This window comes from Microbacterium sufflavum (genome assembly GCF_023091155.1).
Taxonomy (GTDB): Bacteria; Actinomycetota; Actinomycetes; order Actinomycetales; family Microbacteriaceae; genus Microbacterium; species Microbacterium sufflavum.
In genome coordinates, this window is sequence record NZ_JAHWXK010000001.1 from 2,485,257 (window position 1) to 2,511,822 (window position 26,566).

Annotated in this window: 21 protein-coding genes; 14 read left to right on the forward strand and 7 right to left on the reverse strand. The window is 72.3% G+C overall.

The genetic code is table 11. The annotated features are described in order from the left end of the window. The first annotated feature begins 5 nt into the window (after positions 1–5). Positions 6–1,082, forward strand: a complete 1,077-nt coding sequence (locus KZC56_RS11985; RefSeq protein WP_247638630.1) for a DNA polymerase IV — start codon at positions 6–8, stop codon at positions 1,080–1,082. A gap of 2 nt (positions 1,083–1,084) precedes the next feature. Here KZC56_RS11985 and KZC56_RS11990 read toward each other — a convergent pair whose 3' ends face one another. Continuing rightward, a complete protein-coding gene (locus KZC56_RS11990; protein WP_247638631.1) occupies positions 1,085–1,486 on the reverse strand; it encodes a RidA family protein in 402 nt (133 codons plus the stop codon). Positions 1,487–1,829: 343 nt separating this feature from the next. On the opposite strand from KZC56_RS11990, the gene KZC56_RS11995 reads away from it, so the two are divergent. Both KZC56_RS11995 and KZC56_RS12000 read left to right on the forward strand, forming a co-directional pair. Then, positions 1,830–3,494, forward strand: coding sequence for a SulP family inorganic anion transporter (locus tag KZC56_RS11995; RefSeq protein ID WP_247638632.1), 1,665 nt, complete (start codon positions 1,830–1,832; stop codon positions 3,492–3,494). Positions 3,495–3,743: 249 nt separating this feature from the next. Then, the gene (locus KZC56_RS12000) at positions 3,744–6,278 is read left to right on the forward strand and encodes a winged helix-turn-helix domain-containing protein (protein WP_247638633.1); all 2,535 of its coding nucleotides are present in this window, start codon (positions 3,744–3,746) and stop codon (positions 6,276–6,278) included. A 71-nt stretch (positions 6,279–6,349) separates the two neighbouring features. On the opposite strand, the gene KZC56_RS12005 is transcribed toward KZC56_RS12000, so the two are convergent. The 3 genes from KZC56_RS12005 to KZC56_RS12015 all read right to left on the reverse strand — a co-directional run bounded on the left by KZC56_RS12005 (position 6,350) and on the right by KZC56_RS12015 (position 9,925). Next, positions 6,350–7,021 (reverse strand): GAP family protein, encoded by a 672-nt coding sequence (locus KZC56_RS12005; RefSeq protein ID WP_136044888.1) that lies wholly within the window; start codon positions 7,019–7,021, stop codon positions 6,350–6,352. Between the two features lie 4 nt (positions 7,022–7,025). Then, positions 7,026–8,696 carry a SulP family inorganic anion transporter gene (locus tag KZC56_RS12010; RefSeq protein WP_136044889.1) on the reverse strand — a complete coding sequence of 557 codons (1,671 nt, stop codon included), beginning with the start codon at positions 8,694–8,696 and terminating at the stop codon, positions 7,026–7,028. An 80-nt stretch (positions 8,697–8,776) separates the two neighbouring features. Continuing rightward, the gene (locus tag KZC56_RS12015) at positions 8,777–9,925 is read right to left on the reverse strand and encodes an AI-2E family transporter (RefSeq protein ID WP_240753137.1); all 1,149 of its coding nucleotides are present in this window, start codon (positions 9,923–9,925) and stop codon (positions 8,777–8,779) included. 111 nt (positions 9,926–10,036) lie between these two features. Here KZC56_RS12015 and KZC56_RS12020 point away from each other — a divergent pair, with 111 nt between their 5' ends. Beyond that, entirely contained in the window at positions 10,037–12,562 is a 2,526-nt protein-coding gene (locus tag KZC56_RS12020) for a winged helix-turn-helix domain-containing protein (protein WP_247638634.1), read from the forward strand. Positions 12,563–12,600: 38 nt separating this feature from the next. On the opposite strand, the gene KZC56_RS12025 is transcribed toward KZC56_RS12020, so the two are convergent. Beyond that, positions 12,601–12,987, reverse strand: coding sequence for an SHOCT domain-containing protein (locus KZC56_RS12025; protein ID WP_247638635.1), 387 nt, complete (start codon positions 12,985–12,987; stop codon positions 12,601–12,603). Positions 12,988–13,179: 192 nt separating this feature from the next. Here KZC56_RS12025 and KZC56_RS12030 point away from each other — a divergent pair, with 192 nt between their 5' ends. The 5 genes from KZC56_RS12030 to KZC56_RS12050 all read left to right on the forward strand — a co-directional run bounded on the left by KZC56_RS12030 (position 13,180) and on the right by KZC56_RS12050 (position 18,598). Beyond that, a complete protein-coding gene (locus tag KZC56_RS12030; protein ID WP_136032571.1) occupies positions 13,180–13,614 on the forward strand; it encodes a DUF6325 family protein in 435 nt (144 codons plus the stop codon). A gap of 1 nt (position 13,615) precedes the next feature. After that, positions 13,616–13,960, forward strand: coding sequence for an SHOCT domain-containing protein (locus KZC56_RS12035; protein ID WP_136032569.1), 345 nt, complete (start codon positions 13,616–13,618; stop codon positions 13,958–13,960). A gap of 36 nt (positions 13,961–13,996) precedes the next feature. Beyond that, a complete protein-coding gene (locus KZC56_RS12040; protein WP_136032567.1) occupies positions 13,997–15,298 on the forward strand; it encodes a hypothetical protein in 1,302 nt (433 codons plus the stop codon). Between the two features lie 14 nt (positions 15,299–15,312). After that, positions 15,313–17,646 carry a sulfatase-like hydrolase/transferase gene (locus tag KZC56_RS12045; protein WP_136044359.1) on the forward strand — a complete coding sequence of 778 codons (2,334 nt, stop codon included), beginning with the start codon at positions 15,313–15,315 and terminating at the stop codon, positions 17,644–17,646. A 67-nt stretch (positions 17,647–17,713) separates the two neighbouring features. Continuing rightward, positions 17,714–18,598: a formylglycine-generating enzyme family protein gene (locus tag KZC56_RS12050; protein ID WP_136044363.1), complete on the forward strand. Its 885-nt coding sequence runs from the start codon at positions 17,714–17,716 to the stop codon at positions 18,596–18,598. A gap of 46 nt (positions 18,599–18,644) precedes the next feature. Here KZC56_RS12050 and KZC56_RS12055 read toward each other — a convergent pair whose 3' ends face one another. Next, entirely contained in the window at positions 18,645–19,577 is a 933-nt protein-coding gene (locus tag KZC56_RS12055) for an HAD family hydrolase (RefSeq protein WP_136044360.1), read from the reverse strand. 168 nt (positions 19,578–19,745) lie between these two features. Between KZC56_RS12055 and KZC56_RS12060 the strand changes: the two genes are divergently transcribed. From KZC56_RS12060 to KZC56_RS12075, 4 genes are all read left to right on the forward strand, one after another. Continuing rightward, positions 19,746–19,955 (forward strand): heavy-metal-associated domain-containing protein, encoded by a 210-nt coding sequence (locus KZC56_RS12060; protein WP_136032558.1) that lies wholly within the window; start codon positions 19,746–19,748, stop codon positions 19,953–19,955. Further along, on the forward strand, positions 19,952–22,219 hold the full coding sequence (locus KZC56_RS12065) for a heavy metal translocating P-type ATPase (protein WP_247638636.1): 2,268 nt from the start codon (positions 19,952–19,954) through the stop codon (positions 22,217–22,219). Before KZC56_RS12060 ends, KZC56_RS12065 begins: the two co-directional genes overlap by 4 nt. 23 nt (positions 22,220–22,242) lie before the next feature. Then, positions 22,243–22,503, forward strand: coding sequence for a YHS domain-containing protein (locus KZC56_RS12070; RefSeq protein WP_247638637.1), 261 nt, complete (start codon positions 22,243–22,245; stop codon positions 22,501–22,503). Between the two features lie 68 nt (positions 22,504–22,571). Further along, positions 22,572–24,812 carry a heavy metal translocating P-type ATPase gene (locus tag KZC56_RS12075; RefSeq protein ID WP_247638638.1) on the forward strand — a complete coding sequence of 747 codons (2,241 nt, stop codon included), beginning with the start codon at positions 22,572–22,574 and terminating at the stop codon, positions 24,810–24,812. Positions 24,813–24,845: 33 nt separating this feature from the next. On the opposite strand, the gene KZC56_RS12080 is transcribed toward KZC56_RS12075, so the two are convergent. Next, the gene (locus KZC56_RS12080; RefSeq protein WP_247638639.1) at positions 24,846–25,184 is read right to left on the reverse strand and encodes a nuclear transport factor 2 family protein; all 339 of its coding nucleotides are present in this window, start codon (positions 25,182–25,184) and stop codon (positions 24,846–24,848) included. Positions 25,185–25,293: 109 nt separating this feature from the next. Here KZC56_RS12080 and KZC56_RS12085 point away from each other — a divergent pair, with 109 nt between their 5' ends. After that, positions 25,294–26,553, forward strand: a complete 1,260-nt coding sequence (locus tag KZC56_RS12085) for a hypothetical protein (protein ID WP_247638640.1) — start codon at positions 25,294–25,296, stop codon at positions 26,551–26,553. The last annotated feature ends 13 nt before the right edge of the window (positions 26,554–26,566 follow it).

Below are 26,566 nucleotides of genomic sequence, written 5' to 3' on the forward strand. Positions count from 1 at the left end.
GGTGCATGGCCGAGTGGGTGCTGCACGTGGACATGGACCAGTTCATCGCCGCCGTCGAGGTGCTGCGCCGCCCCGAGCTCGCCGGTCGACCCGTGATCGTCGGAGGGCGGGGCGACCCCACCGAACGCGCCGTCGTCTCCACCGCCTCGTACGAGGCGAGGGCCTACGGGATCGGCTCGGGCATGCCGTTGAAGATCGCCGCGCGCAAGGCGCCGGAGGACGCGGTGTTCCTTCCGGTCGACCACGAGGAGTACGAGCGGGCGTCGGACGCGGTGATGTCGGCGCTGCGGGAGCTGCCGGGCGTGGTGGTGGAGGTGCTCGGCTGGGACGAGTGCTTCCTCGGTGTCTCTACCGACGACCCGGAAGGGGTCGCGCGGGCGGCGCAGGCGGCGGTGCGGGAGGCGACCGCACTGCACTGCTCGGTCGGCATCGGGGACAACAAGGTGCGCGCCAAGATCGCGACCGAGTTCGGAAAGCCGCGGGGGCTGTTCCGCCTCACGTCCGACAACTGGTTCGAGGTGATGGGCGAGCGCGGGACGAGAGAGCTGTGGGGGATCGGCCCCAAGGTGCAGAAGCGTCTGGCTGGGCACGGCATCACGACCGTGCGCGAGCTGGCCGACGCGGACGAGCAGGAGCTGATCGCCGAATTCGGGCCGCGGATGGGCGTGTGGTACCACGGCCTCGGCTCCGGGCTCGGGCCCACCGCGGTCGACGACACCCCCTGGGTCGCCCGCAGTCACAGCCGGGAGACCACCTACCAGCAGAACCTCACGACGCCCGAGCAGGTGGAGGCGGCGCTCCGGGAGCTCGCCGGACAGGCCTTCGACGACTGCGCGAAGGAGGGGCGGGCCGTCGTGCGTGTGCACCTCAAGGTGCGCTACGCCCCGTTCGACACCAAAACCTTCGGCCACAAGCTGCCCGCCCCCGCCACCCGCCGCGACGAGGTGGTGGCGGAGGCCCTGCGGCTCGGCGCCACCCTCGACCCCGCGCGGGAGGTGCGGCTGCTCGGCGTGCGGGCGGAGATGACGCCGCCGGACACCCCGGACACGGTGGAGCGTACCCCCGTGCGCGGCCGCCTCTGACCTCAGTCGCGGATGACCGCGGCGACCGCGCTCACCTCGATCAGGGCGCCGGGGACGCCGAGCCCTGCCACGAGGGCGGCTGTCACGAGCGGCGGCGCCCCCTCGCGCGCCAGCGTGGGTGCCACGGCACCGTACGCGGCGCGGAGATCGGCATCCTGATGGATCAGGATCGTCCAGCTGAGGACGTCGTCGAGCGCCGCGCCCGTCGACTCGAGCGCCACCCGCGCGTTCTGCACCGCGCGCACGGACTGCTCGCCGACGTCGGTCGAGACGACGGCACCGGACTCGTCGACGCCGTTCTGGCCCCCGACGTAGATGGTCGTCGCCCCGGGAGGCACGACCGCGACATGGCTGAAGGCCGGGCTGGCCACGAGGCCGGCCGGCTGCGTGAGTGTGATCTGCATGCGCGCATCCTCCTCCCTGCCACCGACATCGGCATTCAGACCCGGGTCCGCTGCCACGTCGGCCGACCGTGGAGCGTGCGGATGGTCCACGGACCGTGAGGGCGCGCGGCGGGGTTCGCGCCCCCACGACCGTGCCCTTCGGGAGGGCCCCAGACGATCGCGAGATCGAGCACGTCGGTGCCGTCGGACTTCGGCGGCACGGTGGGACGATACTCGCGGTGGGAGCGCTGCCGCACCGGGTGGCGCGCGAGTTCACCCGGGTGATCGGCGGGGCGGCCCGGCCGGAAGCGCGCGGCGCGTCGGTCCACCGCAGTACGCTTCCCTCACGGTGGAGGGAGAACGGATGGGCGCGAGGCGCAGGCCGCCCTGGCTGCTCAGCACTCTCGACGGGTATCGACGCGGATGGGTGACGGGCGACGTCGTCGCCGGTCTCGCCGCGGGAGCCGTGGTCGTGCCGCAGGCGATGGCCTATGCGACGATCGCCAACCTCCCCGTGCAGGTGGGCCTCTACACGTGCATCGTGCCGATGCTGGTGTACGCGGTGCTGGGCGGCAGTCGCGCCATGAGCGTGTCGACCACGTCGACCATCGCCACGCTGACCGCCACGACCCTGGTCTCGGCCGGGGTCGCCGCGGGGTCGGACGACGCCCTCGGCTCGCTCATGATGCTCACGCTCCTCGTGGGCGCGATCCTGCTGCTGGCGCGGCTGTGCCGCCTCGGGAGCCTGGTGGAGAACATCAGCGGGGCGACCGTTCTGGGGCTCAAGATCGGGGTCGGTGCGACCGTGGCCGTCGGGCAGCTGCCGAAACTCCTGGGAGAGACGTTCGACTTCTCCGGACACGGCTTCCTGCGGTCGCTCGTCGCCGTGGGCGAGGCGGCGGCGAGTGTGAACCCGGCGACCGTGCTGCTGTCGGCCGGATCGATCGCGGTGCTGCTGCTGTGCCGCCGCTTCCTCCCCCGGGTCCCCGGCGCCCTGGTGGTCGTGCTCGGCGGCATCCTCCTGGTGGGCCTGGGCCACGTCGACCGGCTCGGCGTCGATCTGATCGAACCGGTCCCCAGCGGCCTTCCCGTGCCCGGGGTGCCCGACTTCGCACAGGCTCCCGTCCTCGTTCCCGGTGCCCTCGCGATCGCCGTGATGGCGTTCCTCGAGTCGGCGGCGGTCGCCCGCAGCCTGCGACGGCCCGCCGAGCCTCCGATCGACAGCGACCAGGAGCTGCTCGCCACGGGCGCGGCCAACACGGTCGGCTCGTTCTTCGCCGCGATGCCGGCCGCCGGGGGCTTCTCCCAGAGCGCGGTGAACCAGGGCGCCGGGGCGCGCACCCAACTCGCGACGCTCGTCACCGTGGTCCTCGCGGTGCTCGTGGCGCTGTTCCTCGGCCCGGTCCTGAGCCTGCTGCCGGAGGCCACCCTCGCCGCGCTGGTGTTCATCGCGGTCGTCGGACTGGTCGACGTGCCGCAGCTCGTGCGCTGGTTCCGGATCAGCCGCACGGACTTCTGGATCGCGACCGCGGTCGCGGTGATCGGACTGACGGCCGGGCTGCTCCCGGCCGTCGCGATCGGGGTGGTCGTGACGCTGGTCCTGGTGCTGCGCGAGCTGAACGTGCCGCGGGTGCGCGTGACGACGCGCGTGGGCCCCGTGGTCGCGATCGAGCTGGAGCGGGGACTGTACACCGCGAACGCCCTCGCGAACGAACGGCTCGTGCTCGACACCGTCGCGGGTCTGCAGCCCCCGGTGACCGCGGTGGTGCTCGGGCTGCAGCAGCAGACGGCGGTGTCCATCACCGTGCTCGACGCGCTGGAGGAACTGGATCGCGAGCTTGCGCAGCGGGGGGTGACGATGCACGTCGCGGCCCTGCCTGACGGGGCGGCGGAGGTCGCCGGGCGGGTGCCCTGGTTCGCGGGACTGGAACGGCAGGGACGGGTGCACGCGACCGTCGACATCGGGGTGGGCACCGCCGGCGGCGTGCAGGGCGACGTGCACCCGGACGACGCCCGCGACGACCGCTGACCCGCGCAAGGGAGAGGCCGCGGCGGGCCGACACGGCGCGGCGCTGATCTGGCGGGGCCGCGGTCCCTCATCGCGGGCGTCGGCGGGTCGGGGCGTCGGCCCCGCCGTGAGCAGGGGCATGCCCTTGCGGAACCGCTCTCATCGGGGAATATACTGCCGCCGAGGGGGAGAGCCGCTTCAGGATCGGGGGGACCGATGACGGAAGATGCTCGACACGGAGGTGGGACGACCAGTCCCATCCCCACATCGATGAAGGGCGAGGTACGGAGGGACCGACTGCTGACCCGGCTCAGCGCCGCGATGGAGGAGCCGTGGTCGCTCACGCTCGTGGGCGCGCCGGCCGGCGCCGGCAAGACGCGGCTGCTCGCGCAGTGGTCGCGTGAGCTGCGCGAGCACGCCGACGTCGAGGTCGTGTGGGTCGCGATGGAGCGCGGCGACGGCGTCGACACCCTGATCGCGGGTCTCGAACGGATCCCCGATCCCGCACTGCAGCGCGGCTTCGCCCGCGTGCCCCGCGGTCACGGGGCGGCCACCATGCGCGGACTCGCCAGGGCGCTCGACGCGGCCCGCAGACGGATCGTGATCATCGTCGACGACGTGCACCACCTTCAGGACGACGAGTCCGCCCACCTGATGTCGGTGTTCGTGCAGACGGTCCCTGGCGACGTGCACGTCGTGCTGTCCGGTCGCGGCACGCGCATGATCCCGCTGGCCCGTCGTCGGCTCAGCGGCATCGCCCTCGAACTCGACGGTGCTGCCCTGGCGTTCCGTCCCGACGAGATCCAGGCGTTCTTCGCGCTCCGCGACCTGCACCTGAACCCGAGCGAGATCGCCGCGCTGCTGACCCGCACCGCGGGGTGGGCCGCGGCGCTGCAGCTCATGATGCTCAACGCCCCCGGCGGGGGCCCGGTCGGGGCCTACCCGCTCCGGGGAGACGACCCCGACGTGGTCGACTACTTCGTGGAGGAGGTCTTCGGAGACCTCAGTGACGAGCTGCGCGGCTTCCTGGAGACGACGGCCGTCCCCGAGTCGTTCACGACCGCACTCGCGACCGTCCTCTGCGGCAGCGCACGCGCGGGCGCTCTGATCGAGCGGTTGCTGCGGCTCAACGTGCTCGCCGGCCCCGACGGCGCGGACCCCCCGCGGTACCACTACCACCCGCTGCTGCGCGCTTTCCTGCTCGGGCGCCTGCGCGCCAGGGGCAGCAGCGAGCCCGCCCGGCTCGAGGGCATCGCGTCGGCGTGGTTCGACGGGCAGGGGGAGGCCCTTCCCGCACTGGTCCACGCCGTGCGCAGCGGAGAGGAGTTCTGCGTCTCGGCGATCCTCCGTCGCAGCGGCATGCAGCTCGTGCTCGACGGCCACCCCGACGAGGTCGTCGCGGCGACCGGGGAGCTGACCGCGCAGCGCCGCGCGGAGCCGGGGGTGCGGATGCTGATCGCGGCGGCTGAGCTCACCCGCGGGAACGCGTCCGCGGCGGTCGCGGCGCTGTCGTCGACGCCGGAGACAGACGAGTCGGACGTGCACCGGGCGTGGAGGCGGGGGCTCGCGCTGCACACGGCACTGCGCCGAGGGGGGATCGAGGACGCGCTCGCCGCGGTGGGCTCGGAGCTCCGCACGCCGACGGGCGAGGAGCGGATCGACGCCTACGCGATGCTGCAGCTCGCGATGGCCCAGCTCTTCACCGGTCGGCTGGAGCAGTCCGAGGTGTCGGCCAGACGGGCGGCCGACCTGGCGCGGGCGATCGGTGCCGTATCGGCGGAGCTGCAGGCGGAGACCGCGCTCCTCACGGCAGCCCTGTTCCGCGGGCGGCTGCGCGAGGTGATGGATGCGAGTGCGGCCCTGGACGAGCGGTGGCACGAGCTCGGCGCACCGGACAACGCGTTCGTCGAGGTCGCCCGGGTGTGGCGATCGTGGGTGCCGTACGAGGCCATGAACCTGCTCGACGCGAGTCCGGCGCTGCTGCCGTCGGCGCGGGTCCTCGACGCGGGAGGGGAGACCGCGATCGCGCGGGGGCTGCACGGGTTGCAGGCACGGCTCGCCGCGGACACGGTCGACGACGCCCACGCCGCGGCCATGGCGCTGTTCGACTTCCTCGCGCCGCGGGAGGACCTCCCGTTGCCGGTGCACTGGTACGCCATGATGGCGCCGTTCGTGGTGCACGCGTTCCACCGTCTGAACGAGCCCACGATCCGCGACCGCTTCATCGACGAGGTGGAGGCGGCGCTCGGCGAGACCGGGGACGTGCTGGTCCTCCGTGCGCTCGCCGCGATGCACGACCGACGGCCCGGTGTCGCGCGCGGAGCCCTCGTCCCGGTGCTGGAGGGGGCCGCACGCTGCCTGCTGCCGGCGTCGATGATCGACGCCTGGCTGGTGGAGTCGCACCTCGACGTGGAGGACGCCGAGCCGGATCGGGCGCAGTTCGCCCTCGCCACCGCGCTCGCGCTCGCCGAGCCGGAGGACCACGTCCGCCGGGTCGCGGAGGCCGGGACGGTCGTGACGCAGCTGCTGGCGGCACGAGCGACCCCCGGTTCGCGCACCCGGTTCGCCGACCGCGTGCGCGAGCGGTTCACCGCCGCCGGCGTCCTGGCGGAGGAGGAGCTGACGCACCGCGAGCGCATCGTGCTGGCCGCCCTGTGCCGCAACGCCACGCTGCGGGAGATCGCCGCGCAGGAGTACATCTCCCCGAACACGGTCAAGACGCACGTGCGCAACATCTACCGCAAGCTCGGCGTGTCCGACCGCGAGGGGGTGACGGCGGCCGCCCACGCGCTCGGCATCGGGTGATCCCCGACTCGTCGCGAGGCGGTCACAGCGGTCCCGCGTCGTTCCCGTTCCCGCGCTCCGGCTGCGGCGACTCAGAATGCGGCGATGCCCTTGCCGATCATCGACACGCCGATGACGAGGAGGAGCACGGCCATGATGACCGCGTTCTCCTGGGCGAGCCAGGCGCGCAGAGCGTCGAGCGGGCCCCGCAGCCGCTCGGCCGCGACCAGGTACCCCACCACCGGTACGAGGACCGTCGACGCGGCGATCAGCGTGAACACGCCGATCACCACGACCAGGGCCCCGCCGTCCAGGCCGGCCGCGCCGATGTCCACCCCCGCTCCCGCCGCCATCAGCAGGTTCTTCGGGTTCACGGCGGAGAGCAGGAATCCGAGCCCGAGTGCCATCGGGAACCGCATCGTGTCGATCGCCTTCATCCACGCCGGCATGCTGGCGGTGCGACCGGCGCCGGGGCGACGGCGCCACTGTCCCACCGCGAGCAGCAGCAGGCCGACGCCGAGCAGCAGCTGCACGGTGCCGCGGATGGGTCGCGAGGCGTCGGGATCCTGCTCGGGGAGCACGGCGGACAGCAGCGTGAAGACGCTCACGGCGACCACGATGCCCGCGACCCAGCCCAGCAGGAAGCCGACGCTCGTGACACGGGCCTTCGGCGACAACAGCATCAGGATCGCCGCGATGATGGGGATCGGGCTGATCGCGATGCCGAGCGCGAGGGGGAGGACACTCCCGATGGCGGCTCCCATGGGTCTACCTCTCGTCGGGCGCCGGCTCGGGGACCGACGCGGTGAGGGCGGCGATCGCCGCGCGGTTGGTGGCGTGCAGCGGCTCGCCGTCGAGCAGGTCCAGCTCGGACAGCCGCCGCCAGGTGTTCGAGCGGACCCGGCTGAACGACAGCGAGATCGAGCGGTCGGCGAGCCAGCGTTTCAGAGCGGCGAACGACTCGGCACCCGTCACGTCGACGTCGGTCACGGCCTCCATGTCGACGACGAGGTGCTGCACCGCGCCGTCGCCCGCGGCCCGGATCGCCTCCTTCACCGCGGACGTGAACACGGTGCCGTTGGCGAAGAAGAGCGGCGCGGCCAGGCGCACCACGATGATGCCCGGCGCCGTCGTCGTTCCGGACGGCGCGTCCTCCAGCAGCGACTCCGCCGGATCGCCCGAGGCCTCCAGCACGTCGATCGCGGGGGAGGCCGCGCGCTTGGCGAGGTTGATGAGGGCCAGCACGAACGCGACGAGGATCCCGGGGATCGAGCCGATCAGGAGCGTGACGAGGAAGCAGACTGCGCCGATCAGGAACTCGAACCGGTCTTTGCGCCACAGGTCGATGAACTCCCGCACGCCCAGCAGCGGGATGATCGCGACGCCCACGATCGCCCCGATCGCCGGTGAGGGGATGTCCTCCAGCAGCGCCGTCCCGAACAGCAGCAGGAGGAGGGTGCCGACGGCGAGCACGACCGAGGGCAGCTGCGTGCGCGAGCCCGCCTGGTCCATCGCGGCCGTGCGCGACGTGGACGAGCCGACCGCGAAGCTGCCCTGCGCGCCGGCTGCGACGTTCGCGACCCCGAACGCGAGCAGGTCGCGGTTGGCTCGGAACGGGTACCCGTGCTTCTCCGCGTACGACCGCGACACCAGCAGGCCCTCGGCCGTGGTGACCAGGGTGAGCGCGATCGCGGACGGCACGAGCGCCAGCCACGTGCCCCAGTCCAGCACGGGCCACGTCAGCGCGGGGGGACCGGCGGGGACGGCGCCCAGCACGTCGACCCCGCGGTCGTCGAGTCCCGCCAGCAGCACGAGCACGGTCGTGAGGATCAGGACGACGAGTGCCCACGGGACCGCGCGCAGGAAGGCCTTCCCGATCAGAAGGACCGCGACCGAGCCGGCGGCGATCAGCAGGGACCAACCGTTGAGCGTGGGCAGTCCGCCGATCAGCGCAACTGCCTTCTCGGGGAACTCGGCACCGGAGTCGATCTTCACGCCCAGCATCTTGGCGATCTGGCTCACCATGATGTCCAGCGCGAGGCCGCCCACGAAGCCGACCAGGATCGGTTTCGACAGGAAGTCGGCGAGGAAGCCGAGCCGGAACACCGCCAGGAGCACGAACATCAGCCCGGACAGCACGGCCTGCGCGAGTGCGAGCGTGGCGTAGTCGGCGCTCCCGGCCACGGCCAGCCCGCCGACGGACGAGGCGACGAGCGCGGCCGCCGCCGCGTCGGGAGAGGCGACGAGCTGCCGCGACGACACGACCAGCGCGTACAGCACGGTGGGGACGATCAGCGCGTAGAGCCCGGCGGTCGCGGGCAGCCCGGCGATCTGGGCGTATCCGATGTTCAACGGGATGGCGATCGCGAGCAGGGTGACGCCCGCCGTCAGCTCCGTGAGGGCGTTGCGCGCCGTCAGACCGGCGAGCGGTCGTTGCATCCCCGCCTCCTCTCGCCGCGGCACCGAGCGCCGCGCGTCCACCCTTCCACCGCGGCGCGTGCCCTCGCCAGCGGGATCGGTCAAGCTCCCCCTGGTGATTTCCGGTCGGGCTCTGCGGCGGGGTCGGGCTCCGGTCGTGCGGGAACGGTCGGGGGCGGAGCGGCCGAGCGGTCGCCGGACAGCCAGCGCAGCCAGGTGCTGCCGGGGTCGACCTCCAGCACCAGGGTGCGTACGACCAGCGTGAGCGGCACGGCGAGGATCGCCCCGAGCGGACCGATCACGAACGTCCAGAACACCACCGAGAAGAAGCTCAGCGTCAGGCTCAGGTCGACCGCGTCGCTCACGAACTTCGGCTGCACGAGAACCTGCAGCACGACGTTGACGACGCAGTACACCGCGACGACGGCGAGAAGGAGGGGCCAGCCGCCCACCACGAGCGCCAGCACCGCGGGCGGGATGAGGCCGAGCACGAACCCGATGTTCGGCACGAAGTTCGTCACGAACGCGAGGATCGCCCAGACGAGCGGCGCTGGCACGCCCATCCACCACAGGGCGAGCCCGTCGATCACGGCGACGATCGCGCCGAAGATCGCGTTGACGACGAAGTAGCGGCGCACGCCGCGGTTCAGTCGGGTGATGCGCTCGATCGACGCCCGACGCGTCGTCCCGAACACCTCGCCCGCCCGCTGGTATCGGGCCGCGTCGACCGCGAGGAACACGATGTACGCGCACACGAAGAACAGTGCGGTCGCGACGCCGACCACGGTGCCGCCCACCCGGCTCGCGGCGGCGAGGAGCGTCTCGGGGTCGAGGACGGAAGCCGCGGTGTCGGTCGCGGCGTCCTCGAGCCCGAGCGACTGCAGCAGTGCGACCAGGTCGTCGGCCGTGCGACGGAGGCTGCCGTCCGTCGCGAGGTCGCCGATCAGCCCGGCGAACTGGATCCCGGCGAGCCACAGCAGGGCGCCCATCGCCACGAGGATCGCGATCGACACCACGATCACGGCGGTGGATCCCGTCCACGCCGGCCAGCCGCGCCGCCCGAAGGGACGGCGCACGGGATCGCACACCACGACGATGACGACGGCGAGGGCGAGGGGGCTGAACACGTCCCGCGCGACGGAGAGGCCCGCGAGCGCGATGGCGCCGGCGGCCAGGGCCAGCAGGACGCGCAGGGAGGGCGACAGGGAGCCGTCGATGACGCGTTCGGGGGAGGTGGGGGAGGTGGTCACGCGGTCAGCGTAGCCCCGCGCGGGGGCGTGCGCCGTGGCCCGTCCTTCTCATCCGGGTGAGAATCCTCGCGGTCCGCATGCGGTCGCGCGGCCGTCACTAGGGTGACTGCCATGTCGTCCCCCGTGCGTCAGACGAGTCCAGGGCCGACCATGCGGTTCCGGCCGCCGGGCCCGCAGCCCGGCGTGCTGCGTCGCGACCGGGTGACCGAGGCACTGCACGCGGCGGTCGCCGGCGCGCCGGTCACCGTCGTGAGTGCTCCCTCCGGTTTCGGCAAGACCACGGCCGTGGCACAGTGGGCGACGAGCGTGGACCGGGTGGCGTGGCTCGCGCTGAGCCCGTTCGACGTCGACCCCGCGCGGCTGACCCGCGGCGTCGTCGAGGCGCTGCGGGCGACCAGCGGCGACGCCTCCGAGCGCGACCTGCCCGCCCTCACGAACCCGGAGCGTGCGTACGAGGAGATCTGCCGGGTCTTCGGCGACCGCGACGCGCGGGTGCACCTGGTGGTGGACGACGCGCACCGGGCGGGGGAGCGGTGGCGCCACGGCCTTCTCGGCATGCTCGCGGAGCAGCCGCCGGACGGTCTGCGGCTGGTGCTGGTGGGGACGACGCTGCTCGAGCTGACCCTGAGCCGCCAGCGCGTGACCGCCCCGGAGGGGTTCCTCGGGGCCGACCTTCTGAGCTTCACGCGCGAGGAGGTGGCGCGGCTCGCTCCCGCCGCGCGAGAGGGCCTCGGCGCGGACGCGATCGTGGAGGAGACGGGCGGGTGGCCGATCGCCGTCCGGCTCATGATGATCGGTGGTGCCCGCCCGGAGCGGAGCGCCCCGAGCGCGTCGAGCTTCCTCGGCGAGTACGTGCGCGAGCACGTGCTGGGCGCCCTGCCGCCGGAGGTCGCCCGTTTCGTGCTCGACGCCACCGTCTGCGCCGAGCTCACGCCCGAGCTCGCCGCGCAGGTGACGCAGCGCGAGGACGCCGCGGAGCTGCTGGAGGCATGCGTGCGACTGGGGCTGTTCCTCGACCGGTTCGACGGACCGCACGGCCCGGTCTATCGCTGGCACCGCACGTTCGCCCGCCGCTGTGGTGAGATCGCGGCGGCCGATCGCGACCGGCTCGCCGACGTGCACCGTCGAGCGGCCGCGACACTGGCCGAGTCCGATCCGGTCGCCGCGATCGGGCACGCCCTGCGGGGCGGTGAGCCCGACGTCGCGCGCACCATCCTGGATCGACACTGGCTCGGGCTCGTCGTGGGCGGGAGCGCCGCCGAGGTCGAGCACGCGGTGACGGAGCTACGGCGGCACGACCCCGACGACCCCGATCTCCTCCTCGTGCAGGCGTGCGCGTGCGATGCGCTCGGCGAGCGCCACGTGGCACGCGAGCTGTTCCAGCGGGCGCACGCGCTGCGGGACCGCGACGGGGTGCCGACGTCGACGGTCCTGCCGGTCGCGCGGCTGCTGCTCGCGGACGACAGCGCCGACGTGGTGGAGGCCAGCGCGCAGGTGCACGCGCTGCTGCACGACGCCACGGCGGTGGAGGTCGCAGACCGCACCGCGCTCGACTACCTGCTGGGCTGGAGCGAGATCCGTCATCGCGGCGACCCCGCACTGCCGGTCGAGTACTTCGCCGCCGCGGCGCGGGAGGCCGAGCGCTCGGCCGACCCCGAGCGCGTGCGTTGGTCGCTCGCCCAACTCGCGTTCGGACAGGTCTGGGCCGGTCGCGTGGTCGACGCTCGCGACACGCTCGCCCGCATCGCCCCGCACGTCTCCGACGAACGGCATCGGGGAGGGACCGAGGCTGCCGCGGCCGGGTTCGTCGCCTACTGGTCGGGCGACAGCGCGGACGCGACGGAGTCGTTCTCCGCGGTCCTCGACGGCGGAGAAGCCGATCGGGTGGTCGCCGGGCTGTCGAGGATGATGATCGCCTACGCGGCGGCCGAGACCGGCGACGTGGCCGCGTGCCGTCGCGCGGCGATCGCGGTGCAGGAGATCCCGCTGGAGGTGATCCGCGGGTTCAGCTGGGCGGCGCTGCGGGAATCGGCCGTGGCGCTGCTCGACGAGGCCGTAGGCAGTGGCGAGCGCGCCCGCCGGATCGCGGCACGCTCGGTGCAGCGTCCCGACCTTCCGCTGGTGAACGTCGCGCTCGCCGGCGTGCTTCGTCGCGCGGAGGAGTACCCCGCGGCGCTGGAGTCGCTGCGCTCGCTGCGGGGGTACGCCGAGGTGTCGTACGTCAAGGCGTCGACCCTGATCACGGCCGCCGTGATGCGGCGGCACGCGGGGCGGCACGAGGAGGCGCACGAGCTGTGCGAGGCGGCCGTCGCTGTCGCGTCCGGCGAGGGGATCCGCGTGCTGTTCGGGCCGCGCGAGGTGGCCGTGCGGCGGCTGCTGCACGAGCACGTGCACTTCGGCACGCAGTTCGAGGACTTCATCGGCCGCTGCCTCGCGATGGACGCGACGGGCTCGCTCGCGGATCGGCTGTCCGAGCGGGAGCGCGAGGTGTTCCAGCAGTTGCAGACCGCACGGACGCTGCCCGAGATCGCACGGGAGCTGTCGGTGTCGATCAACACGGTCAAGACGCATCAGCGGGCGATCTACCGCAAGCTCGGGGTGTCGTCGCGCCGGGAGGCCGTGCGCTCGACGGTGTGAACGGGGGCGCCGCGTTCGACGGCCCCCGTCCACCCGGGTCAGGCGAGGGCGCGCGCCTTGATCGCGGCGAACTCGGCGTCGGTGATGGTGCCGGCCGCGAGCAGTTTCGAGGCCTTCTCGATCTCGTCAGTCGCGCTGGTCCCTGCGACGCTGCGGATGTACGTATCGGCGGCGTCCTGCTGCTGTCGGTAGGAGGCGGCCGCACGTTCGGCCATTCCCCGCCCGCGCGCGATCAGGTAGACGAGCGCGGTGAGGAAGGGCACGAAGATCAGGAAGATGATCCACACGGCCTTCCACCAGCCGTTCAGCGCGTGGTCGCGGAACAGGTCGGCGACGATGTTGAACAGCACCATGAGGTAGGAGACGAATACGAACACCCAGAAGAACCACCAGATGATGTCCCAGAAGCTTTCCCAGAACGACACGTCGGACCCCTTTCGTCGATGAGCAGGTGAGGTGATCGTGGCAGCGACCACGGTGCCGGGCGTGGCGGTGGTCACCCGATCCGGGCGAGTCGCCGTCGTCGCAGCTCACCCCGCCCGGGTGATCCCCTCGTGAGGGCCACGCGACGATGGTGCGAGCATGACGCCGTTGATCCGCGCGAGGAAGGCGGTGCCATGAACGATTTCCGGTTCGGCCCGGTCGAGCTCTATCTGGTGGGGTTCGAGGGCGATCGACCCGACCCCGGCACCTTCCGTGCTCTCGCCGACGTCGCCGAGAGCGGCGTGGTCCGGATCCTGGACATCGTGCTCGTCGGCAAGACGACCGACGGGGACATCGAGATCCTGGAGCTGGAGGACGACGCCGAGCAGCTCGGGCTCGCCGGGTTCGCCCCCATCGTCTCCGGTCTCGCGGGGGAGGAAGACGTGGAGCTGTTGGCCGGCGAGCTCGATCCTGGTCGTTCGGCGGCGGTCGTGGTCCTGGAACTCGCGTTCGCCCGCGTGCTCGCGCACGACCTCGCGGCCGCCGGTGGACGGGTGCTGCGCACGGAGCGCGTCCCCGCACCCGTGGTGAATGCGCTCATCGACATCCTCGACCAGGAGGGGGACTGACATGCCTCTGCGGAGATTCGGACGGCCGGGACTGCTGGGCCTCGCAGCGCGCACGGCCGTGGTCGCTGGCACGGCGACGGCCGTCACCGGGGCGGCGCAGCGGCACCAGGCCCGCCGGGCGCAGGAGGAGTACGAGCAGCAGCAGTACGAGGCCGCGCAGCAGCAGGCGCAGGTCGAGGCGACCGTGCGCGACGCCACGGCCCCCGCCACGCCACCCGCGCCACCGACGGCTCCCGCCGGCGACGACCTGATCGCGAAGTTGCAGCAGCTCGCGGCGATGCAGCAGGCCGGCGTGCTGTCGGCGGAGGAGTTCGCGGCGGCGAAGCAGCGGCTGCTCGGCACCTAGCCGCCGGTGCACCACGACGACGATCGAGGAGGACCGATGGGCGAGCTCGACGAGCTGCGGGCGCGGGTCGAGCTGCTCGAGCGCGAGAACGAGGCCCTGCGCACGCCGCGCCGTCGGCCCGCCGCGCGCAGCATCCTCGCCGGGGTCGTGCTCGCGGTGGCGGTGCTGCTCGCGCCCGTCGCCGTGCTCGGAACCTGGGCCCGCCTCCAGCTCGTGGACGCGGACCGCTTCGTCGCCACGTTCGGGCCGCTCGCAGACGACCCCGACGTGCAGGACTTCGTCGCCGACCAGGTGAGCGCCGCGATCGACGAGCAGGTCGACCTCGACGCCGTCGTCGGCGAGCTGTTCGACGGGCTGCGCTCGCTCGACCTGCCGCCCCGCGCCGAGTCCGCGCTCACGCTCCTCCAGGCTCCGGCGGCGTCGGGGCTGTCGTCCCTGATCGACGGCGTGGTGCACGACGTCGTGTCGTCCGCGCAGTTCGCCGACATCTGGGCGCAGTCGCTGCGGGTCGCGCACGAGCGTGCGGTCGCCGTGCTGCAGGACGAGCCGGGGACCGCGCTGCAGCTGGCCGACGACGGGGTGCTGTCGCTCGACCTCGGTGTGGTGATCGAGCGCGTGAAAGATGCACTGGCGGAGCGCGGTGTCGGCGTGGCAGACCTGATCCCGGTCATCGACCGCTCCATCCCGATCGCCCAGGCCGATGCCCTCGTGCTCGTCCGGGCGCTGTACCAGGTCGCGGTCGCGGCGGGTTTCTGGTTGCCGTGGGTGTTGGCGGGGCTCGTGGTGCTGGGGGTGCTGCTGGCCCGCGACCGACCACGGGCGCTGCTGTGGACGAGTGTCGCGCTCGCCGCGGCCTTCCTGTTGCTGGCTGCCGGCCTGGGCATCGGCCGCTCGTTCTTCCTGGGCGCGGTGAGCCCGTCGATCATGACCGCGGCGGCGGCGGCGTCGCTGTTCGATGAGGTGACGGCGCTGCTGTCCTCGACGGTCGCGGCGCTCGCCCTGTCGGCGGTGCTGGTCGCGCTGTGGGCCTGGGTCGCCGGGTCGTCCCGCGCCGCGGTGCGCACGCGGACGGCCGTGGAGAGCGGTGTCGCCGCGCTCCGGGGCGCCGCGGAGCGTCACGGTGTCTCCACGGGGCGGTTCGGTGTGGCGGTCGACCGGTACCGCGGGCCGATCCTGGTCGCGGGGCTCGTCGTCGCGCTCCTTCTGCTGATCGTCCTGCGGCCGGTGTCGTTCGGTGCCGTGGTGGGCGTCGCGGCGGGCGTACTGGTGCTCGTCGTGCTGGTGGAGCTGCTGCGTCGCCCGCCCATCGCGCCGACGGTACCGGAGGAAAACCCATGAGAGAAGGAGTGGACATGTCGGACTTCAACGCGGACTTCACCGGAGAGATCCGGCTCGACGTGCGGGACTCGACGCCGGACTGGTCGCCGTACGAGCTGCGGACCGCACCGGACGGCGCGCCGAACGTGCTGGTGGTGCTGTACGACGACACGGGCCTCGCGTCCTGGTCGCCGTACGGCGGACGCATCAGCATGCCGACCATGGACCGGCTCGCGCAGAACGGACTCACCTACACGCAGTGGCACACCACGGCGCTGTGCTCGCCGACGCGGTCGACCATGCTCACCGGCCGCAACCATCACGTCAACCGCGCCGGGGTGATCATGGAGGGCACCACGGGGTTCCCGGGCTTCGCGGGACGGCTGCCCGCCGAGTGCGCGACGATCGGGCAGGTGCTGCAGGACAACGGCTACTCCACGTTCTGGGTCGGCAAGAACCACAACGTGCCGGAGGAGGACATCGCCCCGGGTGGCAACCGCTCGATGTGGCCGCTGCAGCTCGGCTTCGACCGGTTCTACGGCTTCCTCGGCGGCGAGACGAACAACTGGTACCCGGATCTCGTCGAGGACAACCATTTCATCGACGCCCCCGCGACGCCGGAGGAGGGGTACCACCTGTCGAAAGACCTCGCCGACCAGGCGCTCACGATGATCCGCAACCAGCAGGCGTCGAACCCGTCGAAGCCCTGGTACCTCTGGTTCTGTCCCGGTGCGAACCACGCCCCGCATCACGCGCCGCAGGAGTACATCGACAAGTACAGGGGGATGTTCGACGACGGCTACGACGCGTACCGGGAGTGGGTGCTCGCGCGCATGATCGACAGGGGCGTGCTGCCCGAGGGCACCGCGCTCACCCCGTTCAACCCGATGCCGGACGACGTCGCGAACCCGGCCGATCACGTGCGGCCGTGGTCGGAGCTGAACGACGACGAACGGCGCCTGTTCTCCCGCATGGCCGAGGTGTTCGCCGGGTTCAGCGAGTACACCGATGCGCAGGTCGGCCGCATCATCGACTATCTGGAGGAGACCGGACAGCTCGACAACACCCTCGTGTTCTACTGTGCCGACAACGGCGCATCGGGGGAGGGCTCGCCCGACGGCTCGGTCAACGAGAACAAGTTCTTCAACGGCTTCCCCGACGACCTCGCCGAGAACCTGGCGATGATCGACCACCTCGGCTCCGCGGACACCTACAACCACTATCCGACCGGGTGGGCCGCGGCGTTCTCGACGCCCTTCCCGATGTTCAAGCGCTACTCCCAGTACTCGGGCGGCACGTGCGACCCGATGGTGATCCACTGGCCCCAGGGCATCGCGGCGAAGGGAGAGCTGCGCCACCAGTACCACCACTCGGTCGACATCGTGGCGACCGTGCTCGACGTGATCGGCGTCGAGATGCCGGAGACCTACCGCGGGGTGACGCAGCGTCCGCTCGACGGCGTCTCGATGAGGTACAGCTTCGACGCGGCTCCCGACGGCCCGAGCGAGAAGCACGTCCAGTACTACGCGATGCTCGGCACGCGCGGCATCTGGAAGGACGGGTGGAAGGCCGCCGCCGTGCACGCACCGCTCACGGGCACGGGGCACTTCGAGGACGACGCGTGGGAGCTGTTCCACGTGGCCGAGGATCGCGCGGAGGCGCACGACCTCGCCGCCGCGCATCCGGAGAAGCTCCGCGAGCTCATCGACGCGTGGTTCGCGGAGGCCGAGGCGAACTTCGCGCTGCCGCTGGACGACCGGTCCGCCAGGGAACTGCTGACCGTGCAGCGCCCGCAGGCCGAACGGCCCCGCGAGCGGTACGTGTACTACCCGGGCACGGCCGCGGTGCCCGAGAGCGTCGCGGTGAACGTGCGCGGCCGGTCGTTCAAGATCATCGCCGACGCGGTGCTCGAGGACGGGGCGCAGGGCGTGCTGTTCGCGCACGGCTCCCGGTTCGGCGGGCACTCGCTGTTCGTGAAGGACGGCCGGCTCACCTACGTGTACAACTTCCTGGGCATCCCGCCCGAGCAGACCTTCACGTCGGAGCCGCTCACGCCGGGCCCGCACACGCTCGGCGTGGAGTTCGTGCGGGAGGGGGCGGGTGAGCACGGGGAGTCCGTGGGCACCGCGACGCTGTACGTCGACGACCGGGCGGTGGCGTCCGGGCCGATGCGGGCGCAGGTGGGCAAGTTCACCCTGTGCGGGGACGGCCTCTGCGTCGGCTGGGACAGCGCCGACCCGGTGAGCCGCCAGTACGGCAGCGCGTTCCCGTTCACGGGCGGCAAACTGCTGGGCGTGGGGATCGACGTGAGCGCCGAGCAGTACCTCGACCTGGAGCTGGAGGCGGCCGCGATGCTCTCCCGCGAGTAGCGGCCGCCGGAGTCGCCCGGCACGGCCCGGCCCCGCTGACGGCCCCTACGATGAAGGCATGGTGGCGATGATCGAGGTTCCCGGTGGCACGCTGCGCATGGGTTCCGACGAGTTCTACCCCGAGGAGGGCCCGGTTCACGAGCGCGAGGTGGCCTCGTTCCGTCTCGACGAGCACCCGGTGACCAACCGCGACTATGCGGCGTTCGTCGACGAGACCGGTTATGTGACGGTCGCCGAGAAGCCGATGGATCCGGCCGACTATCCCGGCGTGCACCCCGACGACCTCGTTCCCGGCGCCATGGTGTTCACACCGACGTCGGGCCCGGTCGACCTGCGCGACTGGCGGCAGTGGTGGCGGTGGGAGCCTGGCGCGTTCTGGCGGCGTCCGTTCGGGCCGGACTCGTCGATCGACGACCGTCTCGACCACCCGGTGGTGCACATCGCCTATCCGGACGCGGTCGCGTTCGCCGCGTGGGCGGGCAAGCGGCTGCCCACCGAGGCCGAGTGGGAGTGGGCGGCGCGCGGCGGACTGGTCGGCGCGCGCTTCGCCTGGGGCGACGAGACGAAGCCGGACGGCGTGCTGATGGCCGACACCTGGCAGGGTGCCTTCCCCTACCGCAACGACGGGGCGGACGGCTGGGTGGGCACGGCGCCCGTGCGCAGCTTCGCCGCTAACGGCTACGGCCTGTTCGACATGATCGGCAACGTGTGGGAGTGGACGGCGGACTACTGGACGCACCGGCACGTGCCGCCCGGCACGGTCGCGGTGGATCCCGGTCGCCGGGCGAGCCTGCTGTCGGCCGAGCCGGGTTCGCCCATCCCGCGGCGCGTGCTCAAGGGCGGCTCGCACCTGTGCGCCCCCGAGTACTGCCTGCGGTATCGCCCGGCCGCGCGGTCGGCACAGGCCGAGGACACCGCCATGACCCACATCGGCTTCCGCTGCGCCCTCTGAGCGCCGGGGGCTGAGCGCCGGGGGCTGAGCGCCGAGGGCTGAGCGGTCAGGAGGGTGCGGGGAACACGCTCGCCCAGTCGTCGCGCACGCTCACGACCGTGTACCCGCGCTCGCGTGCGGCGGCGAGGGCCTTATCGGCGCCCGCGTCGTACGGGGTGTCGTCGCGGTCGTGGTCGTCGTGGTGGATCAGCAGCGCGAGACCCCGGCGGGGGCCGCGCCGTGCGTGGTCGAGCATCGGCATGTCGCCGTTGGAGTTGCCCGCGGCGAGGAGCGGGCGTCGGCCGATGCGGCTCCAGATGCGCACCGGCTTCTCGGGTCCGTCGTCGAAGAACGCGAGCGCGGGGGAGTAGCGCACCGATCCGGTCGCCTCGTCGTACGTGAGCCCCAGCGCCGAACCCACGACGCGTTCGGGCGGGATGCCGTAGATGGACTGCGTCAGGGGGCGCAGGAAGTCACGCTCGCCGCCCGAGACGATGTAGCACGTGAAGCGGTGCCGTTCGAGGTAGCGCAGCAGTTCGACCATCGGCTGGTACACGAGCTCGGTGTAGGGGCGGTGGAGCACGGGGTGGCGCGCGGTGCGGAAGAACGCCGACACGGCGGCGGCGTACTGCTCGACGTCGAGTCCGTCGGTGAGGCCGACGAGGGCGGCGATGATGGTGCCGAGGTCGGAGTCGTCCCCAGCGTAGTGCTTCTCGACGGCCGCGCCGAGCCACGCCAGGTCGCCCGTGACGGCCGCGCGGTAGGGCTGCGTGTCGGCCAGGGAGGGATCCGCCAGGGCCACCTCCCGCCAACGCTCCACCACGTAGTGGAGCTGCGTGGGCATCGGCTTCTCGGTCCACAGCGTTCCGTCGTTGTCGAACACGGCGACGCGCTCCTCCGCGGGCACCGCATCCGGTCCGGTCGCCACGCCCGTCACGAACGCCTCGATGGCGCGTCGGGTGGGGGTGTCCCTCCAGGAGGGGAGCGTCGCGTCGTCCATCTGTTCAGGGTGCCAGGCGGGCCGGGCGCCGGGGGCGGACGCTCACCCCGCCGGGGCGAGCGTGGTCCGAGCGGGGCGTTCGGCGGTGTCGGGAATACCCGTGATGGGTATAAGGTTGTGGCCAGGGAGTACCCCAGGGGGGTATCCTGACAGCGGAGAGGAACGACGATGAACACGAGCGAGTACCAGGTGACCGGGATGACGTGCGGGCATTGCGAGATGGCCGTCCGCGGCGAGGTCTCCCGCATTCCCGGGGTCGACGGCGTCGACGTCAGCGCGCAGACCGGACGCCTGGTGGTCCACAGCTCCGCCCCGGTCGATGACGCCGCGGTGCTGGCCGCCGTCGACGAGGCGGGCTACGAGGCGGTGCGGTCATGACCGATACGCGATCCGTGCCCGACGAGACCAGCGTCGAGCTGGAGATCGGGGGCATGACCTGCGCGTCGTGCGCGATGCGGATCGAGAAGAAGCTCAACCGCATCGACGGCGTGACCGCGAGCGTCAACTACGCGACCGAGAAGGCCACGGTCACCGCGCCGGCCGGCCTCGACACGGCGGTGCTCATCGCCGAGGTAGAGAAGACGGGCTACACCGCCGCTGTCCCCGCGCCTCCGGCCCCGACCACCGAGGACGCGACGCCGGAGCAGGCCGACGACGGGCTGGCCGCACTGCGCCAGCGGCTGATCGTGTCGATCGTGCTCACCGTCCCGGTGATCGCGATGGCGATGATCCCGGCGCTCCAGTTCACGTACTGGCAGTGGCTGTCGCTCGCGCTCGCCGGACCGGTGATCGTGTGGGCGGCGTGGCCGTTCCACCGCGCCGCGTGGACCAACCTGCGCCATGGGACGGCGACCATGGACACGCTCATCTCGATGGGCACGCTCGCGGCGCTGCTCTGGTCGCTCTACGCCCTCTTCTTCGGCACGGCCGGGATGCCGGGCATGACGCACCCGTTCGAGCTGACCGTGGCACCGAGTGACGGGGCGGGCAACATCTACCTGGAGGTGGGCGCCGGGGTGACGACGTTCATCCTCGCCGGACGCTACTTCGAGAAGCGCTCCAAGCGGCAGGCGGGGGCGGCGCTGCGCGCGCTGCTCGAGCTCGGCGCAAAGGAGGTCGCGGTGCTGCGCGGCGGTGTGGAGACCCGGATCCCCACGACCGAGCTGGCGGTGGGCGACGAGTTCGTCGTCCGTCCGGGGGAGAAGATCGCCACGGACGGCGTCGTCGTCTCGGGAACCTCCGCGATCGACGCCTCCCTGCTCACGGGCGAGTCCGTCCCGGTGGAGGTGCGCGAGGGCGACGCCGTGACCGGCGCGACCGTGAACGCGGGCGGACGTCTCGTGGTGCGGGCGACCCGCGTCGGCTCCGACACGCAGCTGGCCCAGATGGCCCGGCTCGTGGAGGAGGCGCAGACCGGGAAGGCCGAGGTGCAGCGCCTCGCCGACCGGGTGTCCGGCATCTTCGTGCCGATCGTGATCGTGGTGGCTCTCGGCACGCTGGGCGTGTGGCTCGGCCTGGGGTTCCCGGCCGCCGCGGCCTTCACCGCCGCCGTCGCCGTGCTCATCATCGCCTGCCCGTGCGCGCTCGGACTCGCCACGCCCACCGCGCTGCTCGTCGGCACGGGTCGCGGCGCTCAGCTCGGCATCCTCATCAAGGGCCCCGAGATCCTGGAGTCCACGCGCCGGGTCGACACGGTCGTGCTCGACAAGACCGGCACCGTCACCACGGGGCGCATGACTCTCACGGCCGTGCACACGGCGGAGGGCGTGGAGCGCGCCGAGCTGCTGCGCCTCGCGGGAGCGCTGGAGGACGCCTCGGAGCACCCGATCGCCCAGGCCGTCGCCACCGCGGCGACCAGGGAGCTGGGCGCGCTGCCCGCGCCGGAGGACTTCACGAACATCGAGGGCCGTGGCGTGCAGGGCGTGGTCGACGGTCACGCCGTGATCGTGGGTCGTGCGTCCCTGCTCGCGGACTGGTCGCAGCATCTGCCGTCCGCGCTCGCCGAGGCGAAGGCGGAGGCGGAGCGCCAGGGCAAGACCGCGATCGCTGTCGGCTGGGACGGCGCGGCGCGTGGCGTGCTCGTGGTGGCCGATACGGTCAAGGCGACGAGCGCGCAGGCCGTGGCCCAGCTCGTCGGGCTCGGGCTCACCCCCGTGCTGCTCACGGGCGACAACCGCGCGGTCGCGGAGCAGATCGCCGCGGAGGTTGGCATCGACGAGGTGATCGCCGAGGTGCTTCCGGCCGACAAGGTCGCGGTGGTGCGCCGGCTGCAGGACGAGGGCCGGGTGGTCGCGATGGTGGGCGACGGCGTGAACGACGCCGCGGCCCTCGCGCAGGCCGACCTGGGGCTCGCGATGGGAACAGGGACCGATGCGGCGATCGAGGCGAGCGACATCACCCTCGTGCGCGGCGACCTGCGCAGCGCGGCCGACGCAATCCGTCTCTCCCGACGCACGCTCGGCACCATCAAGGGCAACCTGTTCTGGGCGTTCGCCTACAACGTCGCGGCCATCCCGCTCGCGGCGCTCGGCCTGCTCAACCCCATGCTCGCCGGCGCGGCGATGGCGTTCTCCAGCGTCTTCGTGGTCGGCAACAGCCTCCGCCTGCGGTCGTTCCGCAGCACGGCGGTGGACGCTCAGTGACCCCGAGAAAGAGGAGTACCGACATGTCCGATTCCCCCGCAGGATCCTGCTGCAGCGTCCCGACCGCCGGCGGTGTCGCCGCCGAGGGACGCCCCGACCTGCTGGCGTCGAACGCCGAGGGCATGACCACGTGCCCGGTGATGGCCGGCAGTCCCGTGGTCATCGCGCGGGCCGAGGCCGCCGGGCTGTTCCGCGACTACGAGGGCACCCGCTACCACTTCTGCTGCGCGGGCTGCGGTCCGGCGTTCGACGCCGACCCCGCGAAGTACATCGCGGCCGCCTGAGCGGCCGCACCGTGCGGGGCTGCCCGACGGCGGCCCCGCACGGCATCATCGACGTTGGAGGGAACACCATGAGCACCCCGCACCACGACCCCGCCCCCGCGGACGCCCGTCACGACGCGCACGACGAGCACGCACGTCACGACGCGCACGCGGCTCACGAGGCCCATACCGGTCACGACGCCCACGGCGGTCATGACGCGCACGCGGGTCACGCCGCGCACGAGGCTCATGCGGGTCACGAGGCCCACGGCGGTCAGGATGCGCACGCGGGTCACGAGGCCCACGCCGGTCACGACGCGCACGCGGGCCACGGCGCGCACGGCGGTCACGGCGACCACGTCGGGCAGTTCCGGCGGCTGTTCTGGATCATGCTCGTGCTGGCGGTGCCGACGGTTGCGCTGTCCGGCATGTTCGCGATGATCCTCGGCTACTCGCTGCCGGAGGTCCCGGGTCTGGCGTGGGTGTCTCCCGTGCTCGGCACCGTCATGTACGTGTGGGGCGGGCGGCCGTTCCTGGTGGGCGCCGTCAGCGAGCTTCGGGCGCGCAAGCCCGGGATGATGCTGCTGATCGCGCTCGCGATCACGGTGGCTTTCGTGGCGTCGTGGGGTGCGAGCCTGGGACTGCTGCACCACGAGCTCGACTTCTGGTGGGAGCTCGCGCTGCTGATCGTGATCATGCTGCTCGGGCACTGGATCGAGATGCGGTCGCTCGCGCAGACGACGTCCGCGCTCGACTCGCTGGCGGCCCTGCTGCCGGACGAGGCCGAGCGCGTGGAGGGCGACCAGGTGGTGCGGGTGTCTCCGGCCGACCTGCGGGTGGGCGACGTGGTGGTGGTGCGGCCGGGCGGCAGCATCCCCGCCGATGGCCGCATCGTCGACGGTCGTGCCTCGATGGACGAGTCGATGGTGACGGGGGAGTCGCGGACGGTGTCGCGCGGTGCGGGCGACCCGGTCACGGCGGGCACCGTGGCGACCGACTCGGGGCTGCGCGTCGAGATCACCGCGACCGGTGACGATACGACCCTCGCGGGGATCCAGCGGCTCGTGACGGAGGCGCAGAACTCGTCCTCGCGGGCGCAGCGCCTCGCCGACACGGCCGCGGGCTGGCTGTTCTGGTTCGCGCTCGGAGCGGCGGCGATCACCGCGGTCGTGTGGACGCTGGTCGGTCTGCCCGACGACGCGGTCATCCGCACCATCACGGTGCTCGTGATCGCCTGCCCGCACGCGCTGGGGCTCGCGATCCCGCTGGTGGTGTCGATCGCCACCGAGCGCGCGGCCCGCGGCGGCGTGCTGGTCAAGGACCGCCTGGCCCTGGAGAGCATGCGCACGGTCGACACGGTCCTTTTCGACAAGACGGGCACGCTCACGAAGGGCGAGCCGGTGGTGTCGGAGGTGTCGACGATCGGCGGGGACGACGCCGATGCGGTGCTCGCCCTGGCTGCTGCGGCCGAGGCGGACAGCGAGCACCCGCTGGCGAAGGCGATCGTGCGGGCCGCGCGCGACCGCGGGCTGACGGTGCCGGCGAGCCGCGACTTCTCGTCGTCGCCCGCGGTGGGCGTCACAGCGACGGTCGACGGTGCCACGGTGCGCGTCGGCGGCCCGCACCTGCTGACCGAGGAAGGCGCGGAGGAGCTGCCGGCAGCCGAGGGGTGGCGCGCGCACGGCGCGATCATCCTGCACGTGCTGCGCGACGGCCGTGTGATCGGTGCGCTGGCGCTCGCCGACGAGGTGCGGCCGGAGTCGCGGGAGGCGGTCGACGCGCTGCACGCCCGCGGGGTGCAGGTCGTGATGATCACGGGCGACGCGGAGGCGGTGGCGCAGACCGTCGCGTCCGACCTCGGCATCGACCGGGTGTTCGCCGGGGTGCGACCCGAGGACAAGGCCGCGAAGGTGCAGGAGTTGCAGCGCGAGGGTCGCCGGGTGGCGATGGTGGGCGACGGCGTGAACGATGCCCCCGCCCTGGCGCAGGCCGACGTGGGGCTCGCGATCGGCGCGGGCACCGACGTCGCGATCGCATCGGCCGGGGTGATCCTGGCGGGCGACGATCCGCGGTCGGTGCTGTCGGTGATCGAGCTGTCGCGGGCGTCATATCGCAAGATGAAGCAGAACCTGTGGTGGGCCGCCGGCTACAACCTGCTGTCGGTGCCGCTGGCCGCCGGGGTGCTCGCCCCGATCGGCTTCGTGCTGCCGATGTCGGTCGGCGCGGTGCTCATGTCGCTGTCGACGATCGTGGTCGCCCTCAACGCGCAGCTGCTGCGCCGACTCGACCTGCGCCCCGAGGTCACGACCCGCGAGATCCTCGACCGCTGACCGCCCGCAGACCCCGGCCCGACGCCCGTGCGCTCAGGCCGGGGTCTGCTGGTGCACGGCGAGCAGCCACCGTCCGCCCTCGCGCACGTACGTCGACACCATGTCCGCCGTGTAGGTCTGTGCGCCGCGGCGTCCCTCGAAGCGATACGCGATGGCGGCGGCGTCGGTGCCGAGCTCGCGCACCTGCACCGCGCTCAGGTCGAACGAGTCCCACGGGTCGGCGTGCTCGAGTCCGGTGATCGCCTCCTCCCGTGTCGCGACCATGCCCGGCATCACGAACAGGGCGTCGTCGCGGCAGATGTCCCGGTAGTACGCGAGGTCGCCCCGGGAGAGTCGTTCCTCGCTCGTGCGCAGGTCCTCGATCAGCGTCATGCCCCGCACCCTACTCCGGCGTCGCTTCCCGCGGAACGCCCTGGCTCACGGCTCGGACGGCGAGCCCGTCGCCCTCGGGGACGTTCCGCAAACCCGTATGGTTGCCCTTGTGCCTCTGCAGCCCCCCACGCTGAAGCCCGTCGTCGGCGACCCGAGCCGTATGCGGGTCGAGCGCTTCCCCGTCACGATCCTGCTGGGTATCCAGCTGGCGGCGATGGTGGTCATTCCCGCTGCCCTGAAGGGGACACAGCCGTTCGGGCTGATCCTCGCGATCTGCGCCGTCACGATCGCCGTCGCCCTGTTCATCGAGCTGATGGTGCAACCGCTGAAGATGCCGGAAGCCACCGCGAAGCCGATCACCGCTCGCGCGGCGTTCACCGTATTCGCCGTGGGCGTGGCCGCCACCGTGATCTCCACGCTCGGGGGACGCGGCTCGTATGCGGTGCAGATCGGTGTCGCCTCCGAATCGCCGATCGTCTCGATCGCAGCGCCCTTCACGCTCTGGGTGCTGTTCGGAGTGGCTCTCGTCCTCTGGCTCTTCCGGCAGGGGCAGGTGACGCGCGCGACCGCGCTCTGGGTGTGTGCGATCGCCGCGGTGGTGTTCCTGTGGGAGGGGCTCATGCGCGCCATCCTCGGGCAGTCCGCAGCGCTGATCCTCACGGTGGTGATCCTGGCCCTGTTCGCCAAGCTGATCCGCCTGCGGACGCTCGTGATCGTGCTCGCAGCCATCCCGATCCTCTGGCCGCCGATCTACGACTTCCGCGACTCCCTGCGCCGAGCATCCGTCTCGGGCCCGGGCGCGGTGAGTGCGGATGCGCCTCTGGAGCGCCTTCAACTGGACACGCAGATGGCTCTCATCGCCCGATTCGTCCCCAGGCCGGCAGGTCTTGAGGTCCTCGACATCCCGACGCTGTTCCGCATCGGTCTGATTCCTGGGTTCCTCGACCCGGATCGCCCACCACTGGACACGGGCTCGCAGATGAGCATCGCGCTCGGCGGTGCGCCGACCAGCTCGCAGTCGGCCACCATGCTCGGCAACGTCTACATCTTCGAGGGCTGGATAGGGATCGTCGTGTTCGCCGTGGTGCTGACGCTCGTCATGGGCTTCCTCACCCGCCGGGACAACCCGTGGGCGCTCGCGGGAATCGGCCTCGTGTACTCCTACGGCATCTCGTTCAACGCGTCGTATCCGGACGTGATCCCGCGCATGCTGCAAGCGCTGATCTCGCTCGCCGTCGCCTACGTCCTGGTGCGGATCCTGTCGGGCCCGAAGGCCCGCGCCGCGTCCGAGGCGCGGGTGCTCCGGCGCGCGGAGGAGCGTCAGCGGAAGCAGCCGAAACGCCCCGGACGCGCCTCCGCCCGCCGCTAGGCCGTCATACCTC